Genomic DNA, 16,883 nt, shown 5'->3' with positions numbered 1-16,883 from the left:
TACTGCTCGGGAGTAAAGCCGAGTTGCCGACGTCCAAAATTTATACCTTCGTGTGACTGAGCGCTGCCGATCATAAAACCCGGATGATGCAAGCATGCCTCATCCAGGCTGCACGTCCCCAGCGAGTGCCAGTGCCTGCCGTGCGCAATGGCTATCGCCCGCAAACCCTGGAGTTTCGCGCATTAGCCGGGCCGGACAGGCCTAACAGTTGTGCCAGTAGCCTGAGGTCGCTGTGTTTGCTTTTCTTGGACTGAGTAGTAATCACTCATCAGGAGATGGCCATGAACGGCGAAGACGAAAGAAAAGTGGACAGTGAACAGCCTCAGCAGACTGACAGGGCAGCAGACACCGAGCCTTCAACTGCAGGAACGGAGCACGAGACAACGCCCAGCCTTGAGCAAGCACAGCAACCCGTTGAAGAACCGAGCGCCCTCGATGCCACGACCCCGGCACGCGATGAAGAGCGTCATCGACTGGCAACGTGGATCAAGGAATATTCAAGCGTACTTAAAAAGAGAATTGAAGACGAATTAGGCGCTGTCGAAAAACTCATCGACACTGGCCCTGACCAGCCACCGCCGCACCCTGAGAGCATGGACACACTAGACGCTGAAAGACTTGCGAAACAGCAGGAACTCCAGCGTTTGTCGACGGAATTCAAAGACCGTTTAAGGCACCTGATTACAAGCGCAGAAGAAGCGTTGCGTCAGGTCGAAGAAAACATAGCGGAATACTCACGTTCTGGCGGATCAATGCTAAGCGGCTGCCCTGGAGGGGGTGGTGTATCGGGCGGAGTGTGCAGGCCTTTCACCAACGAAGATCGAAGTACGTGGCAAACCACCTACCACGGAGGCCGAACCCTGCGCATCATGGACACCATCCTGCCCGGTACCCACGACTCGGGCATGGATAAAGACGCCAGTTACACCAACAGCTATGAAACCTGCCAGGATATATCGCCGCATCACCAATTGATGAACGGTATCCGGGTGCTGGACCTCAGAGTGGAATTCAAGGAAAACGCTCCGATCAATAGCCACTCTCGCTTCAGCATTTACCATGACCTCAATTCCGGCCGTACCGTTGGTTACGACATCCTGGAAGGGGTCAAGATGTTCCGCAACCATAAACCAGCTAACGGAAATCCAAAAAAGGAAATTGTCATCCTCGACTTTCATCAGTTCAAGAACTTCACTGATGCCGCGCACAAAGAGCTTCACGCCCTGATCAAAAACAGCTTGGGCGCCGCAATAATTCCACGCTGGATGAATGCGCTAACGATAGAGCAAATCTGGAATCACGGTGATTATGGCGTGGTCATTGCCTACGAAGACGATCGACGGGATCCGTTATTCTGGGACGGTGTCAAACAGAAATGGATAGGCGAAAACTTCCCCTCTACCGACGAACTAAAGGAGTTCATGGACGGCATCGCTACCTATCCCAAACCTTATGACGAACTATGGTCCATCCAGTGTGCCAAGTATAACAAGATCCCCATCGCCACACCGGATGACTTCTCCGATAAAATTCGTGAGTGGTTCTATTCAGAGGATCAAGGGTCTTACATTCAAAAATTTTACATTATCAATACCGACTGGTCGTTGCGACAGCGACTGGTTGATAACTGCATTCACGCCAACAGAATCAGGGCAGAGTCCATGGTGTCGGGTGTAGCGATTGACGTGCCCCAATCTGAAGAATATCAAATCAATTACACGGGACGTTACCTTATCGTACAGGTGAGGAATAGCCATTGGACAAGGAAGCTGCGGCTACCGGAGGGTGGATATGAGACCTGCCCATTACAGATAAAGAGCACTGCGGATTACTCAACCGAGTTGATGCTTGCGGGGTCGGACAATCCAGCCACCTCCATCACCCTTAATAAGGGAGACGTCGTCTCGTTCATATTAAGAGATAAAAAGTGGCGCATGCTGGGATCAAACTGAACCCGCCTGTTTTCGATTTACTGAAACCCGTAAGGGTTACTCATGATCCGGGGCACAAAGCAGCGGCCCCGGGGTCGGCTCAGGTCAAAGGGGCGGCACACCGGGACGATGCGCTGATACTCGAACGGATGGGGCAGGAATTGAAGAGGGCCTGATCAAAGGACCCGGTGTGTAACGCATCACTGCGGCTGCGCTTCCCCGCCTCGTCCGACCTTATTGGTCAACGGCCCTTCCCTTTCTGTAGGATGTCCAGCACTGCCCCCCGCTGGAGACCCGCTGCATGCTGATCGGCATCCTGTTAATCCTGACCTGGCTTATTCTGCTGCTGCGCTACCCTGCGAAGGCCCTGCCGGTATCGCTGGCCGCAGCTGCGGGGCTGGGAATAGTGGCCGCCATTGTGATCTGGCAGGACAGTCGCGAGACCCGGCAGTTGGAGCAACTGGATATCCGTCTGGCCTACGCGCCTCAGCAATGTCCGGCTGATCGTCCGTTGCAAGTCTCAGTCACCAACCGCAACAAGGCGTCGCTATTGGAACTGCGTTGGCGGATCGCTGCGTATGCGCCCGGCGATACGGTCAATCTGGCGGATAACACCTACACTTCTGCGCGCTACCGCGGCCCCGGCGAGTTGCAGGCGGACGGCAACTGGCAGGACTGTGTGCCGGTGCCTGCCCTGCGCAATGGCTATCGCCCGCAAACCCTGGAGTTTCGCGCAGAACATCTGCAAGGCAGTTTCTCGGACTGATCCCTAAGGACATCGATATGCCCATCGCTCTCATCACTGGCTGCTCCAGCGGAATAGGTCGCGCACTCGCCGACGCCTTCAAGGCGAACGGTTACGAGGTGTGGGCCACGGCGCGCAAGCAGGAAGACGTCGCCACGCTGAGCGCAGCCGGTTTCATTGCCGTGCAACTGGATGTCAACGACAGCATGGCACTGGAACAACTCGCTGCCGGGCTGGAACACAGCGGGCTCGATGTGCTGATCAACAACGCCGGTTACGGCGCGATGGGGCCGTTGCTGGACGGCGGCGTCGAGGCACTGCAACGGCAGTTCGAAACCAACGTATTTTCGGTGATCGGCGTCACGAAAGCGCTGTTCCCCGCGCTGCGCCGCAACAAGGGACTGGTGGTCAATATCGGCAGTGTTTCCGGCGTGCTGGTGACGCCATTCGCAGGTGCCTACTGCGCCTCGAAAGCGGCCGTGCATGCACTCAGCGATGCGCTGCGTCTGGAGCTGGCACCGTTTGGCGTGGATGTGATGGAAGTTCAGCCGGGCGCCATCGCATCGAGTTTTGCAAAGAATGCCAGCCACGAGGCCGAGCAGTTGATCAGCGAGCAGTCGCCCTGGTGGCCGATCCGTGAAGGCATCCGTGCCCGCGCCAAGGCCTCGCAGGACAACCCCACACCCGCCACCGACTTCGCCCGCGACCTGCTCAAGGCCGTCCAGCAAGCCAACCCGCCGCGCCTTCTGCGCCTGGGCAACGGCTCACGTGTGCTGCCGCTGATATCATGGCTACTGCCCAAGGCATTGCTGGAAAGCGGACTGCGCAAGCGGTTCGGGTTGAATGCTTCGTTGTGATACGCCGTAACCTGGTCGGACATATGCTCCGCGCTTATCGTTATGCACAAACCTGCCTCGACACTGATCGTGCCCATCGTTATACACAAGTCCTCTTGTAGGAATACGATGANATCGTTCCCACGCTCTGCGTGGGAATGCCTCCCAGGACGCTCCGCGTCCGCTCTCGAACGTGGCGCAGATGCGCGCCCAAACTCCAGCGTTATCCACGTCATGCGCTCGGCTCACCGAATCCGCAATCTGTGCCATTTGTGACGCGGAGCGTCACGGGCGGCATGCCCACTTCAGAGCGATGGGCACGATCAGTGTTGAGCCGGATTTGTGAGCGCAGAGTGGGAACGATCATACGCGGCGCGTGAGGAATGATCAGCGGGGCAATATCAGCCTGGCGTCACAATCACCGTGCACGTCATTCCCGCTGACAGCTGCACACCGTCCGGCACGCGATCCAGATGAATGCGTACCGGCACGCGCTGGGCCAGGCGGACCCAGTTGAACGTCGGGTTGACGTCGGCGACCAGCTCGCGGCTTTGCGGATTGTCCCGGTCATAAATACCGCGCGCGATGCTTTCGACGTGGCCCTGGATCACCTCACCACTCATCAATTGCATGTCCGCTGGATCACCCACTTTCACGTGCGGCAGTTTGGTTTCTTCGAAGAAGCCATAGACCCAGAACGAGTTCATATCAACCACTGCCATCTTCGCCTCGCCAATGCGTGCATAGTCACCCCGATGCACGTTCAGGTTGGTGACATAGCCATCCACCGACGCCAGCACGCGAGTGCGCGACAGGTTCAGTTCCGCCGCCTCCAGCTGTGCCTGAGCCAACTGATAGTCCGCCAGCGCCGAGGTTGCGACCGTGCTCGCGTCATCACGGTTTTCCGCCGAGATCACCAGTTCGTCCATGTCGGCGCGGCGTTTGGCGTTGAGCTTGCGCATCTCCCAAGTGGCCTTGCGTGAGGCCAGCAGCGCCTGGGCCTGCCTGACCGCAATCCGGTAGTGCTCGGGATCGATCTGCATCAACAGGTCGCCGCGCCTGACCTGCTGGTTGTCGTGCACCGGCACATCGATCACGGTGCCGGAGACATCCGCCGCCACATTGATGATGTCGGCGCGAACACGGCCGTCGCGGGTCCAGGGCGTGTCCATATACTGGACCCATAACGTGCGTCCGATCCACAGGGCCAGCGCCAGAAACAGCAACGTGGCAATCACGCTGAAAAACTTTTTCATCCAGAGATTTCCGAGCCAGGTATCAACGATAAAGAGGCAGCGCCAGCGCGCCGAACAGACAGGTGAACAGGCTCAGGCGCAGCAACGCCGGGTGCCAGAAGTGGCGATACAGATCCAGCCCTGCCAATAGGCGATCCAGCCCCCAGGCCAGGGCCATCGCAAGCAGAAACATCAAGCTCACGGTCGGCATGTACAAACCATGAAAGGCGATCTCACGCGGCATGGGCCACCCCGGAAAAACCAGCTACGCGGCCATAGGCAGCCATGGGTGATTGAGGGTCCAGCAACGAAGAGCGAATGAAGTGCAGGTAGCTTTTCACCCGGCGCAGCACCGAAGTATCGAAGTGCGAGGCAAACGGCTCGTCCGCTTCCTGAACCCGATTGAGCGCCTGATCGACTGCCAGCAGACACCGCTGCAGGTTGTTCTCGTCAGGCTGGATGAACAGACGGACCAACGCCCGTCCCATTACCCGCAACGCAATGCGCCAGGGTTGATACTCGGCATAGCTTGGATGAACCGGCAGCACGGCCTGCTCGCGACGCAACTCGATGATCGCGTGACCGACTTCCAGCACGACGAACATCCAGCGCAACAGTTCACGCTGCACCTCAGGTCTGCCGATGGCCAGGCCATATGCCTGATGCATGAGGTCGCGGGTCTGGCTCTCGAAACGCGAACCCAGTCGTTGCAAGGGCGCACTGATCGCGAACACCACCTGATCACGCAACGCCTGCTCCAGTCGCTGCCACATCCAGCGGCTGTTGGGCGGCAGGATGATTGCGCCCGCAGCGGCACAGAACAGCATGCCGATTACCATGGCGATGTAGTCGTTGATGAAGGTGTAAGGGTCATAGACCGTCAGGTTGTCCGGCACCGAGCCGATGCTGAAAAAGATCAGCAAGCCCAGCCCGTACCCGGTCCATTGCGGCCGGGACCCGAGGAAAGCACCCAGCACGAAAACCGGCGTAAGCAAAACGCACAGCAAAGGAAAGCCATCGATCTGCGGGAACAGAAAAAAGGTTTCGACAAACCCGAGCAGCGCGCCGAGGAGCGTGCCGCAAGCCATCTGAAACGACATGCGTCGGGGATTGTGAGTGGTCGAAGACAGCGCGACGGTAGCGGCCGAAGCCAGCGTCATGACCGCCCCGCTGGGCCAGGCAGTCAGCACCCAGTAAGTACTCAACAGCGCCACCACACACGTCGCGCGAACGCCCGCAGCCGCTGTCGTCATCCAGTGCGTGCGTGGCACGAAGGGCTCGTTCCACTGCTCACGGACATGCTGATGATCGGCCAGCGATGCGTGGGTCTGGGCGTAGCCAAGCAGCTCGTTCAGAAGGCGATACAGCAGCTCGAATGCCGTATGAAAATCCAGCCATTGGGCCTCGTCTGGAACCGCTTTTTCAAAATCGGCACGCAGACGCCTGACCATATCCGGCCACTGCGCCTTGAGTGTTTCCAGGTCCCTGACCAGTCGCGCAGCGTCGGGACTGGTCAGGGACTTGTCGGCAAACGCATCAAGCAGCGCGGTCAACTGATCGAGTCCCGGCTCGACGTGACTCAGCACAGCGTTCGAACGCTCGACACGTAGCCGCTCAAGCAGTTGATGCAGCGCGTTGAAACGCGTGGTGATGGCCATGAACTCGCTGTTCAGGCGGTTGAGCCGTCCGTTGCGTCGGCGCATGTGCGGGTCTTCGAACACCGTGACGCTGCGCAGCCCCTCCAGGCCGATGGCTTCTGCGACGAATCGCACGTTGCCGGTCTCGAAAGCGTCTTGCGCCTGAGTGCCGCGAAGGCCATCGATCACGAAGCGGGCGAAGACACCAAACCGTTGATAGAGCGCGTTGCGCATCGCCGCACTGGCACTTTGCGGCAGCACCACCGCACTGACTACCGTCGCACAGAGAATGCCCAGCGAGATTTCCAGCACTCGCCACACCGCTGCCATGAACGCGCCTTCCGGATGCGCCAGCGCAGGCAGGCCGATCATGGCGGCGGTGTAACCGGCGAGCACGAAACCATACGCACGAAAGTTGCGATAGCGCGCTGCACCTGCCGAACAGAACCCGACCCACAGCGCCAGACAACCGAGGAACGGCACCGGATTCTGTGCGAACAGTGCCATCAGCAGCACCATCATGGCCGAGCCCGCCAGCGTTCCGAGCAGCCGGTAAAAACTCTTGGCGAACACCTGCCCGCTTTGCGGCTGCATGACGATGAAAACAGTGATCATCGCCGTCCGAGGTTGGGGCAGCTCAAGGCGCAGCGCCAGCCAATACGTCAGGAATGCGGCGATCAATACCTTGCCGATATAGATCCAGGTCACGCCGTCGCTGCGCGCCCAACCGTTGAACTCACGACGCCAGGGCAGCGCGATAATCCGATGAGCAAGCGTGGTCATATCAGTGGTCGACCTTCTTGCCCGTTTCAACAAAAGCCGCAGGTACATCGTTTCCCGCCGACAACCCGCCACCCAGCGCCACCACCAGTCCGGCATAGGCGCTCAGGCGCGCAGCCTCGACCTGCTGCTGAACCTGTTGTTGACGAAACAGCAGGGTCTGGGCGTTGAGCACATTCAGGTAATCGGTCAACCCGCGCTGATAAGCGATCATGGCTATGTCGTAGGTCTTGCGCGCCGACGCCACCGACTCGGCTGTGTACACCTGCTGCTTGTCGAGCGAGGCGCGACGAATCAACTGGTCGGACACATTTTGCAGCGCCGTGACCAGCGTCTGGTTGTAATGCGCGACCGCCAGATCGTACCCGGCCGACGCGTGGCCCAGTTCAGCGCGCAGACGCCCGCCGTCGAAGATCGGCAGCGTGAGCGCAGGGCCTGCCTTGTAGCTGAACTTGCTGCCGGTCAGAAACTCCAGCATGCCGCCCCCTGTCGCCATGTAACCCAGACTGGCGACCAGATCGACGTTGGGATAGAAATTGGCATGGGCCACGTCCAGGCCTCGCGTCTGCGCGGCGACACGCCACTGACTGGCAACCACATCAGGCCGCTGGCCAAGCAGTTGCGCAGGCAAGGCCGACGGCAGCGTCAGTTCAGTTTTCAGCGCAAGGGCGGGACGCTGCAAGGTCGCTCCGTCACCCGGCCCCTTGCCCGCCAGTGCCGCCAGTTGATTACGCCCCAGGGCGATGGCTTCTTCGAGCTCATCGATCTGCCGATGGATCTCCGGCAACGGCGCCTCAGCCTGACTGACTTCGAAGTGCGTGCCCAGGCCGCCCTTGAGCCGACGTTGCGCCAGCTCCAGCATCTGCTGTTGCTGGGCCAGCGTCGCCTGGGCGATCTCCAGGCGGGCGAAGTTCAGGGAGAATTGGATGTAGGCGCGGACAATGTTTTCCTGCAGTTCAAGCTGGGCCTGCCGCTGTTCGGCGGCACTCATGTGCGCCAGGTCAAGCGCCTGTTCGCTGGCGTTACGCTCGCGTCCCCACAGGTCAAGCGCGTAACTCAGACCCAGCGAGGCATTATTGTCCCAGGTGTGACTATCGGCGAGCGCACCGGGGCCATAAAACTGATCGCTCGGCCATTCATGACGCGCCAGACTGGCGGTGCTCTGAACCTGCAGCGACTCGGCGGATTCGGCCACCCCGGCCATGGCTCTGGCGTCCCTGACTCTTGCGGCGGCCATGGCCAGGCTCGGACTGCCAAGGATCGCGAGCTCGATCCAGCGATTCAGTTGCGGGTCGTTGTAGACGCGCCACCACTGCTGGTTCGGCCAGTGTGCGCTGAGCGCGGCGCACTGAATGGCCTGATCGGTGGCCAGACTGTCGGCGGGCAACAGGTCACCCTTGGGTCCGATTCCGCCGGTTCCGATGCAGCCGCTGATGACGAACGATAAAGCCATGAGACCGAGGGGCTTGAGCCCTCTGATGATGCGACGCGGCACAGCTGCGAATTCCCGACCGGTAATGAAACGCCTCGAATGGCGGCGATTCTAGGCGGCGCTCGACATGGCGATAAGCGGGGAGATGTGTGATTCTTTATTACCGAAACGGCGATAATCCATTGGTATGGCTGACATGCTTTTGTTACTTCATGTCACAATTTGTCGTCTATTGAAGCTGTTCCATTCAGAGAAGAACCATGGACACCCTGCAAAACATGCGTGCCTTCAGTTGCGTGGCGCAAGCGGGCAGCTTTACCGCCGCAGCGGCGTTGCTCGACACCACCACCGCCAACGTTTCGCGTGCCGTCTCCAACCTGGAGGCGCACTTGCAGACGCGTCTGCTCAATCGCACCACGCGCCGTATCGCACTGACCGAAGCCGGCAAGCGCTATCTGCTGCGCTGCGAGCAGATTCTGATGTCTGTCGAAGAGGCCGAAGCCGAAGCCAGCGACGCCCATGCGCGTCCGGCCGGGCAGCTCAAGATGCATTCGATGCCGGGTGTCGGTCAGCATTACGTGGTCGATGCCATCGCCCGTTATCGGCGCAGCCACCCGGACGTGTCGTTCGACCTGACGCTGACCAGTCGTGTACCTGATCTGCTGGAAGACGGTTACGACGTGTCGATCGTGCTGGCCAGCGAACTGCCGGATTCGGGCTTCGTGTCTCAGCGCCTGGGCATCACCTACAGCATCGTCTGTGCATCGCCGGAGTACATCAAGACGTTCGGCACTGCGCACAAGCCTGCGGACCTGTTGAACCACGCCTGCCTGCGTCTGGTAAGCCCGGTGTTTCCGCTGGAGAAATGGCTGTTCGACGGCCCGGACGGTCAGGAGATGGTCACCATCACCACCTCGCCGTTGCTGGTCAATTCGGCGGATGCCATGAAAACCGCGATTTCCAGCGGCATGGGTGTCGGTATCCTGCCGATCTATTCGGCCATCGAAGGCCTGCGCAACGGTACGCTGGTGCGGATCATGTCCGACTATCGCTCTCAGGAGTTGAACCTGTACGCCATCTACCCTTCGCGCCAGTACCTGGATGCCAAGATCAAGACCTGGGTCGAGTACCTGCGCGGCTCGCTGCCGGAGATTCTCGCGGCGGATGAAGCGGATCTGCATGTGCAGGCGCTCAAGAACATGTCCTGACGTCGTACAACTGTAAAAAGCGGCTGCAATCAGGCGGGCAGGAATGTTAGCGTGCTACTCATTCAACCCGCTCAAGAGTGACTGCCCAATGAAAAAAACCGTACTCGCCTTCAGCCGTGTGTCCCCTGAAATGGCCGAGCGCCTGTCGCAAGATTTCACTGTGATCGTGCCCGACCCGAAGCGCGGCGACCTCAATGCCCAGTTCGAAGAAGCCCTGCCCGAGTCCCACGGGATGATCGGTGCCGGCCGCAAACTGGGCCGCGAACAGTTGGCGAACGCCAGCCGTCTGGAAGTGGTATCGAGCATTTCGGTGGGTTACGACAACTACGACGTCGGCTACCTGAGCGAGCGCGGCATCATGCTGACCAACACGCCGGACGTGCTGACTGAAAGCACCGCCGACCTGGGTTTTTCGCTGATCATGAGCAGCGCACGCCGCGTGGCCGAGCTGGACGCCTGGACCAAGGCGGGCCAGTGGACACGCAGCATCGAGGCGCCGCATTTCGGCACCGATGTGCATGGCAAGACGCTGGGTATCGTGGGCATGGGCAACATCGGCGCAGCCATTGCGCGCCGTGGCCGACTGGGTTTCAACATGCCGATCCTGTACAGCGGCAACAGCCGCAAGACCGAACTTGAGCAGGAGTTGGGCGCTCAATTCCGCAGCCTGGATCAGTTGCTGGCCGAATCCGATTTCGTGTGCCTCGTGGTGCCGTTGAGCGACAAGACCCGCCATCTGATCTCGCGCCGCGAGCTGAGCCTGATGAAGCCGAGCGCGATTCTGGTCAACATCGCACGCGGTCCGATCGTCGACGAACCGGCGCTGATCGAAGCCCTGCAGAACGGCACCATCCGCGGCGCGGGTCTTGATGTGTACGAAAAGGAACCGCTGAGCGAGTCGCCGCTGTTCCAGCTCAAGAACGCCGTCACCCTGCCCCACATCGGCTCGGCCACCACCGAAACCCGCCAGGCCATGGCCGACCGTGCCTACCACAATTTGCGCAACGCACTGCTGGGTGAACGTCCACAAGATCTGGTCAATCCACAGGTGTGGAAGGGTTGATTGCACAACGGTTTGCTGCCTGATCGTGCCGATGCTCCGCGTCGGCATGCCGCCCGGGACGCTCAGCGTCCCTTTGGGTCAGCGCAGGAGAACGTCAGCGTGAGGGCTGACTGATGCCTGAGGTCGGCAACGCCACCAGCTTTACCTTCCTGAACACCAGCACATTCCCCGCCATCACCAGCACCAGCCCGACCAGCGCAGCCGAGGTCCACTGATATCCTTCGACCCACGCCGAGATGTTCAGCGCCACGACCGGGAACAGCACGGTGCAATACGCCGCACGCTCCGGACCCATGCGTCCGACCAGGGTCAGGTACGCGGTGAAGCCGATCACCGAACCCGGAATGACCAGATACAACAGAGATCCCACGTAACGAGTGTTCCATTCAAACGTGAACGGCGTGCCGCTGAGCAGGCAGTACACGCTGAGAATGGTTGCGCCATAAAACATGCCCCAGGCGTTGGTGGTCAGCGGACGCAGACCGGCTTTCTGCTGCATGCTCGACAGCATGTTGCCCGCCGAAAAGCACAGCGTGCCGAGAAGAGCCAGGCCCAGCCCGATCAGGGTCTGATGGCTGGCACCGTGCCCGGACAGTTCAGGCCAGAACAGGCAACCCAATCCCAGCAATCCCAATGCGCCGCCGGTCAGTACATTACTGGCGATCTTCTGGCAGAAAAACACCCGCGCATTCAGCGCATTCCACAAGGTTGCGGTCGAGAACACGACGGCGATCAGGCCACTGGGGATCCACTGACTCGCGGTCAGAAAACACATGAAGTTGACGCAGAACAGACAGACACCCTGCGCCAGACAGATCAACTGACCACGCCGATTGACCGGCTGCAAACGTCGGGTCATCAGCAGAATCGCGAACAGCACCAGCGCGGCCAGCGCGAAGCGATAGACGATGGAGACAGGAATGGCGACCTCGCCGAGCTGGAGCTTGAGCGCAATCCAGGTCGTGCCCCAGATCAGCACGGTCAGCAGATAAAGCGAAATGTTCATGACGCAGGCTCCTTGATGAGCCATCAGTCTGCTGCGCGCCTCGCCATGCGCGCTTGCACAATCTTGCGCATTTGATCGACGGGGTGCTGGCAGCGGAGCCTGTCGCAGGTAGGATGAGCGTCATAGAGGAATCCCCATGCCATCCATCGAATCCATCCAGGTCTTTCAGGCCCTGAACAGCTCGCCCCACTCCTGTCTCGAACAGAGCGCGACGCTGGGCGATGGGTTGATGGCAGCGCTGTGGAACAACCGGCATGACTCTCAGGAATATCACGCGCCTACCCACCACACGCTCTCCTGCTACATCGAAGACGGCACCGGCACCTTCCGGCGTGACAGGCCCGATCAGAAAGGCTCGCCGGGCAAACTCTGCATCCTGCCTGCCGGACATGAGTCTGCATGGATCGTGAACGGCGAAATCCGTCTGGCGCACCTGTATTTCAGCGCCGAGCAATTCGCACTCAGTTGCGTCACGCTGCTGGATCGCGAGCCGCGCGAGATGCAGCTGCAGGAGAACACCTTTCTCGACGATCCCGCACAGACACAGCGTTTCCAGCAGTTGATCCGCCTGAACTGGGCCGAGCCGGGTGAGCGTTTACTGACCAGCAGTCTGGCGCACGAGATGATCGGTCATGCACTGCTGAGCCAGACCGGGCAGCGCGAAGGTCTGCGTTTGAAAGGCGGACTGGCGCCACACTTGCGAAGGCAACTGATGGAGTACATCGAGGCGCACCTGGCAGATCCGCTGAGTCTTGGCCAGCTGGCAGGTCTGTGCGCCCTGTCGGAATACCACTTCGCCCGCATGTTTCGGGAAAGCTTCGGGCTGCCGCCTCACCAATACCTGCTGGCACGACGCCTGGAACAGGCGCGTCGGTTGCTGCGCACCACCGGCAAACCGCTCGGCGAGATTGCGCTGGCCTGTGGGTTTGCCAGCGCCAGTCATTTCAGCAACAGGTTCCGCCAAGCCATGGGCGCGACACCCGGTGAGTACCGCATGGCACTGACGGCGCTCTAAAACATCTGATCGAGCGCGGCCAGCGGGCTGAGCAGTACGGCGCAACCGGCCAGCGTCAGCACCCAGCGTGGCCGGAAGGGCATCAGCGAAACCAGCACCACGGCGCTGACCATCAATACCGCACACCACTGCACCAGCCCGATGGCCCAACCGTCGGCGTCCACTGCAGGCCAGGGCGAAACCAGCAGCGCACCCCAGCCGATCATTTTGAAGTTCAGCCGACGACGCTCGGTAAGCGGTCCCTTGCACAGCTCAACGTAATGACGCGGCATGGAAAGGCACAGCGCCGCAAAACCCAGATAGCACAACAACGCCGCAAGCAGCATCAGTTCGCCTCCTGCGGGCCGGCCTGCAGCGGCAGGCTGTCCGGGCGAAGTGCCTTGCTGGCAGGTGACGACGTGAACTTCGTCGTCGTCCAGCCCAGAAACAGCCCCGTCGCAAGGGCCGTCAGGTCAAAGGCTGCGAGCACCCAATGGCCTGCGCCGAGCGAATCCATCAGATAGCGCCCGCTGGTCAGCAGATCCAGCAGCGGCAATGCGGTAAACAGAAACGCACCCGACCACAACTGCTCACGCCAGGCACTCCGACCACGGCGCACCAGCGCGTGCAACACCGACATACCCCAGACGCTGAAAAACACGCTGACTTCCCACTCCGCACGCCCGGCCAATCCTGCGGGTATCACGCGGTTGGCCCAGAAAAATGCAGCCACGGCGATCATCAGGCCGGACATGCTGGCGATGTTCAGCACCTCCACCAACCTCAGCTCCAGCGGCAACACACCGCTTTTGGCGTGCTTGAGTTGACGCTTGCTCAGCCACATCACCAGTCCCGTGCCAATCATGGCAGTGCCTGCGATGCCGAAAATGAAGTACAGCCAGCGCAACAGTGGCTCGGCAAAATGGCCGACATGCAGGCCGTACATCGCCCCGGACACCTGCAACGCCATTGGCCGTTCCGGCACTTCGTCCTGCAACTCGCCGCTGACGCCGTTGAAGGTCAACGCACCGCCACGCTCCAGCACGATGCTGCCCTTGTCATCGCGGGTCAGCAGAACCGACGCCGCCGCATCGCCAGGGTTATTCACGATCACCCGCCCGACATGGCCGGTTTCCCAGCGCTCGGTCGCCGTCCTGACCAGAGGCGCCAGCGCAATCAACGGCGCGGGATTGCCTTCGGCTTTGACGGAACGAGAAGCCGGAAACGCTTCGCTATAGAACGCCTGAACGTTGCCGTAGGCGGTCAGGATGCTGGCGGGCATGACCATCGACATGAAGATCACCAGACTGCTGTAGGTGATCATCAGATGAAACGGCAGCACCAGTATGCCCAGTGCGTTATGCCCATCGAGCCAGGAGCGCTGGCCCTTGCGAGGGCGGAAGGTGAAGAACTCCTTGAAGACTTTCTTGTGAATGATGATGCCGGTGACCAGCGCGACGAACATCACCATCGCAGCGATGGTTGCCAGCCAGCGACCCCACGGGTACGGCATCTGTAGCTGATAGTGGAAGCGGTAGAAGAAATCTCCACCTCGCGTTTCGCGCGCCTGCACCTCGGCACCGGTCTGCGGGTCGAGCAGCTTGCGCACGAAATTGTTGCGCTGGCCTGCCTTGCCTTCCGGCAGCCAACCCACCGACAGCCCCGGCGTTCGCTCGTCAGGCAGACTGATGAACCAGCGCGACGCACCGGCAGCATGGGTCTGCAGGTAGGTCTGGGCCAGTTGCACGCTGGCGCTGGCATCGAGGGTGCGTGCCGCAATCTCCGGCTGCATCCACTGGGTAATCTCGTCCTTGAAATACGAGAGCGTCCCGGTCAGGAAAATCGCGAACAGCAACCAGCCGAAGAGAAGACCGATCCAGGTGTGCAGCCAGGCCATCGCCTGACGGAAGCCCTCTTTCATGACAACCACCTGCCGCAGGCGTACGCAGCGCCGAGCACAGCGCACGGCGCCAGCACGCCGACCCAGGCCTGCAGCGCCGTACGACAGGCGAAGCACCAGAGCACGGCGACCAGATAGACAAGGAAGGACAGCATCATTGCCGTCACCACCGCTTCGGCACGGGGAAGCGGCAACCATTCCGCGATGCAGATGCTGGTAACCGAAGCCAGCAGGTAACCGGCAAAGATGGCTGCGAGCGCCCGCGAGGCCACGGCCAGTCGATAGGCAACTGTCACGCCTCGGGTTTGGGGTATTCGCTTCTTGACCACCGGGGTGGTTGCGGCAGGTGAGCCATCCATTGGAGCGTCTTCGTTCGGGAGATTGAGCAGCGGGAAGCGGGTGATGGCTCCAGCCAAATCCTGATTCGCCTTCAAACCGACGAATGAAGCGCAATATTAATGATAAATATTCTCATACGCAAAAGAGTCTGACAGAATCCACGCCACCCATGAATCCTCTGGATTGCTTTCGTGATGCACAGCGCCCACCCTGCTCTCACCCACACCGTCGACGGCCTGTTCCGGGCGCATAACGCCTGGCTGACGGGCTGGTTGCGGCGCAGGCTCGGCTGTCCGCACAGTGCGGCGGATCTGGCGCAGGACACGTTCATCAAGGTGCTGGGCGCGCGCGACACGCAACAGATCGTCGAGCCGCGCGCGTTCCTGACCACCATCGCCCGACGCGTGCTGTGCAATCACTACCGACGTCAGGATCTGGAACGCGCCTATTATCAGGCGCTGTCCGAACTGCCCGAGAGCGTGGCGCCATCCGAAGAAGAACGGGCAATCATTCTTGAAACGCTGGTGGAACTGGATCAATTGCTGGATGGCCTTCCAGGCCCGGTGAAAAGCGCGTTCCTGATGTCGCAGGTTGATGGCCTGAGCCATGGCGAAATCGCCAGCGCGTTGGGTATTTCCATCGCAACGGTCAAACGCCACCTGAACAAGGCCGCCCTGCGCTGCTACTTCGCCCTATGAACCTGAACAGCGAATCCCTGAACAAGTCCGACATCTCGCCTGCGGTTGCGCAACAGGCCGTCAGTTGGCTGCTGGAAATGCAGGAAGGTTCGTTGACTGCCGGTCGTCAGAAGGCCTGGCAGCTCTGGCTCAACGGCAACGCCGAGCACCAACGGGCCTGGGCGCATATCCAGCGAGTCAATCAACGCCTGGGCGGCCTGTCATCACCGCTCGCCCACGCGACGCTGGGCGCACCGCAATCCGGCAGCCGACGTCACGCGCTGAAATTGCTGTTGTTACTGGGCGCAGGTTCAATCGCGGGCTGGAGCCTGCGTGACCAGATCGCGCTGCAACCCTTGCTGGCTGACTACAACAGCGGCGTGGGCGAGCAGCGCAAGGTGGCCTTGAGCGACGGCAGCCAGATCCAGCTGAACACCGCCAGCGCCGTGGATGTGAAATACGATGCGCAGCAGCGACTCATTCGGCTGTTGTCGGGCGAAATCCTGATAACCGCCTCGGCCGATACCCGACCGCTGAACCTGCTGACCGCCGAGGGCTCCGTGAAGGTCACGACCGGCAGCAGTCGCTTCAACCTGCGCCAGCTCAATGGACGCACGCAACTGGCGGTGTTCGCCGGAGTGGTCGAACTGGCTCCCGGTGAACGCGCAGGTACGGGGCTGATCGTGCCGGCGCAGCAACAGGTGACGTTCAGCCGCAACGCCTGGGACAGCGTCCGCCCCGTGGATGCGAGCAGCGGCGCCTGGGCCGACGGCATGCTGGTCGCGTCGCGCATGAAACTGAGCGATTTCCTCGGCGAACTGGGACGTTACCGCCGCGGCCGTCTGAACTGCGACGCGAAAGTGGCCAACCTGCTGATCTCCGGCAGCTACCCGCTGACTGACAGCGAACGCATCCTCGACATGCTGGAAATCGCCCTGCCCGTGCGCATTCAGCGCTTTACCCGGTATTGGGTGAACGTGCAGGCGCGGGTTTGAATCACGGAGTGCATGATCAACCCATGCCGATCGTTCCTTACGCTCCGCGCTCATCGTTATACACAAGTCCGCAAGACGCCCAAAACNCGAAAGTGACTGACTGAA

Annotated in this window: 16 protein-coding genes; 8 read left to right on the top strand and 8 right to left on the bottom strand. The window is 60.5% G+C overall.

All coding sequences use genetic code 11. The features are described from left to right. Positions 1-281: 281 nt before the first annotated feature. The 3 genes from AO065_RS27255 to AO065_RS06520 all read left to right on the top strand — a co-directional run bounded on the left by AO065_RS27255 (position 282) and on the right by AO065_RS06520 (position 3,533). Entirely contained in the window at positions 282-1,952 is a 1,671-nt protein-coding gene (locus tag AO065_RS27255) for a PI-PLC domain-containing protein (RefSeq protein WP_004886268.1), read from the top strand. 280 nt (positions 1,953-2,232) lie between these two features. Then, entirely contained in the window at positions 2,233-2,697 is a 465-nt protein-coding gene (locus tag AO065_RS06525; protein WP_004886270.1) for a hypothetical protein, read from the top strand. A 17-nt stretch (positions 2,698-2,714) separates the two neighbouring features. After that, the gene (locus tag AO065_RS06520) at positions 2,715-3,533 is read left to right on the top strand and encodes an SDR family oxidoreductase (RefSeq protein WP_004886273.1); all 819 of its coding nucleotides are present in this window, start codon (positions 2,715-2,717) and stop codon (positions 3,531-3,533) included. Between the two features lie 380 nt (positions 3,534-3,913). Here AO065_RS06520 and AO065_RS06515 read toward each other — a convergent pair whose 3' ends face one another. From AO065_RS06515 to AO065_RS06500, 4 genes are read right to left on the bottom strand one after another with little or no spacing between them, the layout of a single operon-like run. After that, on the bottom strand, positions 3,914-4,768 hold the full coding sequence (locus AO065_RS06515; protein ID WP_004886280.1) for an efflux RND transporter periplasmic adaptor subunit: 855 nt from the start codon (positions 4,766-4,768) through the stop codon (positions 3,914-3,916). Between the two features lie 22 nt (positions 4,769-4,790). Further along, positions 4,791-4,991 carry a DUF1656 domain-containing protein gene (locus AO065_RS06510; RefSeq protein WP_004886281.1) on the bottom strand — a complete coding sequence of 67 codons (201 nt, stop codon included), beginning with the start codon at positions 4,989-4,991 and terminating at the stop codon, positions 4,791-4,793. Further along, on the bottom strand, positions 4,981-7,167 hold the full coding sequence (locus AO065_RS06505; RefSeq protein WP_004886283.1) for an FUSC family protein: 2,187 nt from the start codon (positions 7,165-7,167) through the stop codon (positions 4,981-4,983). The genes AO065_RS06510 and AO065_RS06505 overlap by 11 nt, the downstream gene beginning before the upstream one ends. A gap of 1 nt (position 7,168) precedes the next feature. Further along, complete coding sequence (locus AO065_RS06500; RefSeq protein ID WP_004886286.1) at positions 7,169-8,659, bottom strand: efflux transporter outer membrane subunit; 1,491 nt, start codon at positions 8,657-8,659, stop codon at positions 7,169-7,171. 197 nt (positions 8,660-8,856) lie between these two features. On the opposite strand from AO065_RS06500, the gene AO065_RS06495 reads away from it, so the two are divergent. After that, positions 8,857-9,804, top strand: a complete 948-nt coding sequence (locus tag AO065_RS06495; RefSeq protein WP_004886288.1) for a LysR family transcriptional regulator — start codon at positions 8,857-8,859, stop codon at positions 9,802-9,804. Between the two features lie 88 nt (positions 9,805-9,892). Then, the gene (locus AO065_RS06490) at positions 9,893-10,867 is read left to right on the top strand and encodes a 2-hydroxyacid dehydrogenase (protein ID WP_004886290.1); all 975 of its coding nucleotides are present in this window, start codon (positions 9,893-9,895) and stop codon (positions 10,865-10,867) included. A 94-nt stretch (positions 10,868-10,961) separates the two neighbouring features. Here the strand turns inward: AO065_RS06490 and AO065_RS06485 are convergent, their stop codons facing one another. After that, on the bottom strand, positions 10,962-11,873 hold the full coding sequence (locus AO065_RS06485; protein ID WP_004886291.1) for a DMT family transporter: 912 nt from the start codon (positions 11,871-11,873) through the stop codon (positions 10,962-10,964). A 136-nt stretch (positions 11,874-12,009) separates the two neighbouring features. Here AO065_RS06485 and AO065_RS06480 point away from each other — a divergent pair, with 136 nt between their 5' ends. Then, a complete protein-coding gene (locus AO065_RS06480; protein WP_004886293.1) occupies positions 12,010-12,888 on the top strand; it encodes an AraC family transcriptional regulator in 879 nt (292 codons plus the stop codon). Here AO065_RS06480 and AO065_RS06475 read toward each other — a convergent pair. From AO065_RS06475 to AO065_RS06465, 3 genes are read right to left on the bottom strand one after another with little or no spacing between them, the layout of a single operon-like run. Continuing rightward, positions 12,885-13,214 carry a DUF3325 domain-containing protein gene (locus AO065_RS06475; protein ID WP_004886295.1) on the bottom strand — a complete coding sequence of 110 codons (330 nt, stop codon included), beginning with the start codon at positions 13,212-13,214 and terminating at the stop codon, positions 12,885-12,887. The genes AO065_RS06480 and AO065_RS06475 overlap by 4 nt on opposite strands. Next, positions 13,214-14,764, bottom strand: a complete 1,551-nt coding sequence (locus tag AO065_RS06470; protein WP_032652078.1) for a PepSY-associated TM helix domain-containing protein — start codon at positions 14,762-14,764, stop codon at positions 13,214-13,216. Before AO065_RS06470 ends, AO065_RS06475 begins: the two co-directional genes overlap by 1 nt. Positions 14,765-14,784: 20 nt before the next feature. Further along, positions 14,785-15,126, bottom strand: a complete 342-nt coding sequence (locus tag AO065_RS06465; RefSeq protein WP_004886300.1) for a DUF3649 domain-containing protein — start codon at positions 15,124-15,126, stop codon at positions 14,785-14,787. Between the two features lie 174 nt (positions 15,127-15,300). On the opposite strand from AO065_RS06465, the gene AO065_RS06460 reads away from it, so the two are divergent. Further along, entirely contained in the window at positions 15,301-15,804 is a 504-nt protein-coding gene (locus tag AO065_RS06460; RefSeq protein WP_004886301.1) for a sigma-70 family RNA polymerase sigma factor, read from the top strand. Beyond that, the gene (locus tag AO065_RS06455) at positions 15,801-16,778 is read left to right on the top strand and encodes a FecR domain-containing protein (RefSeq protein ID WP_004886302.1); all 978 of its coding nucleotides are present in this window, start codon (positions 15,801-15,803) and stop codon (positions 16,776-16,778) included. The genes AO065_RS06460 and AO065_RS06455 overlap by 4 nt, the downstream gene beginning before the upstream one ends. Positions 16,779-16,883: the final 105 nt, after the last annotated feature.

This window comes from Pseudomonas viridiflava (assembly GCF_001642795.1).
In the GTDB taxonomy this organism is placed as follows: Bacteria; Pseudomonadota; Gammaproteobacteria; order Pseudomonadales; family Pseudomonadaceae; genus Aquipseudomonas; species Aquipseudomonas viridiflava.
This window is presented reverse-complemented; position numbering and strand designations above follow the sequence as displayed.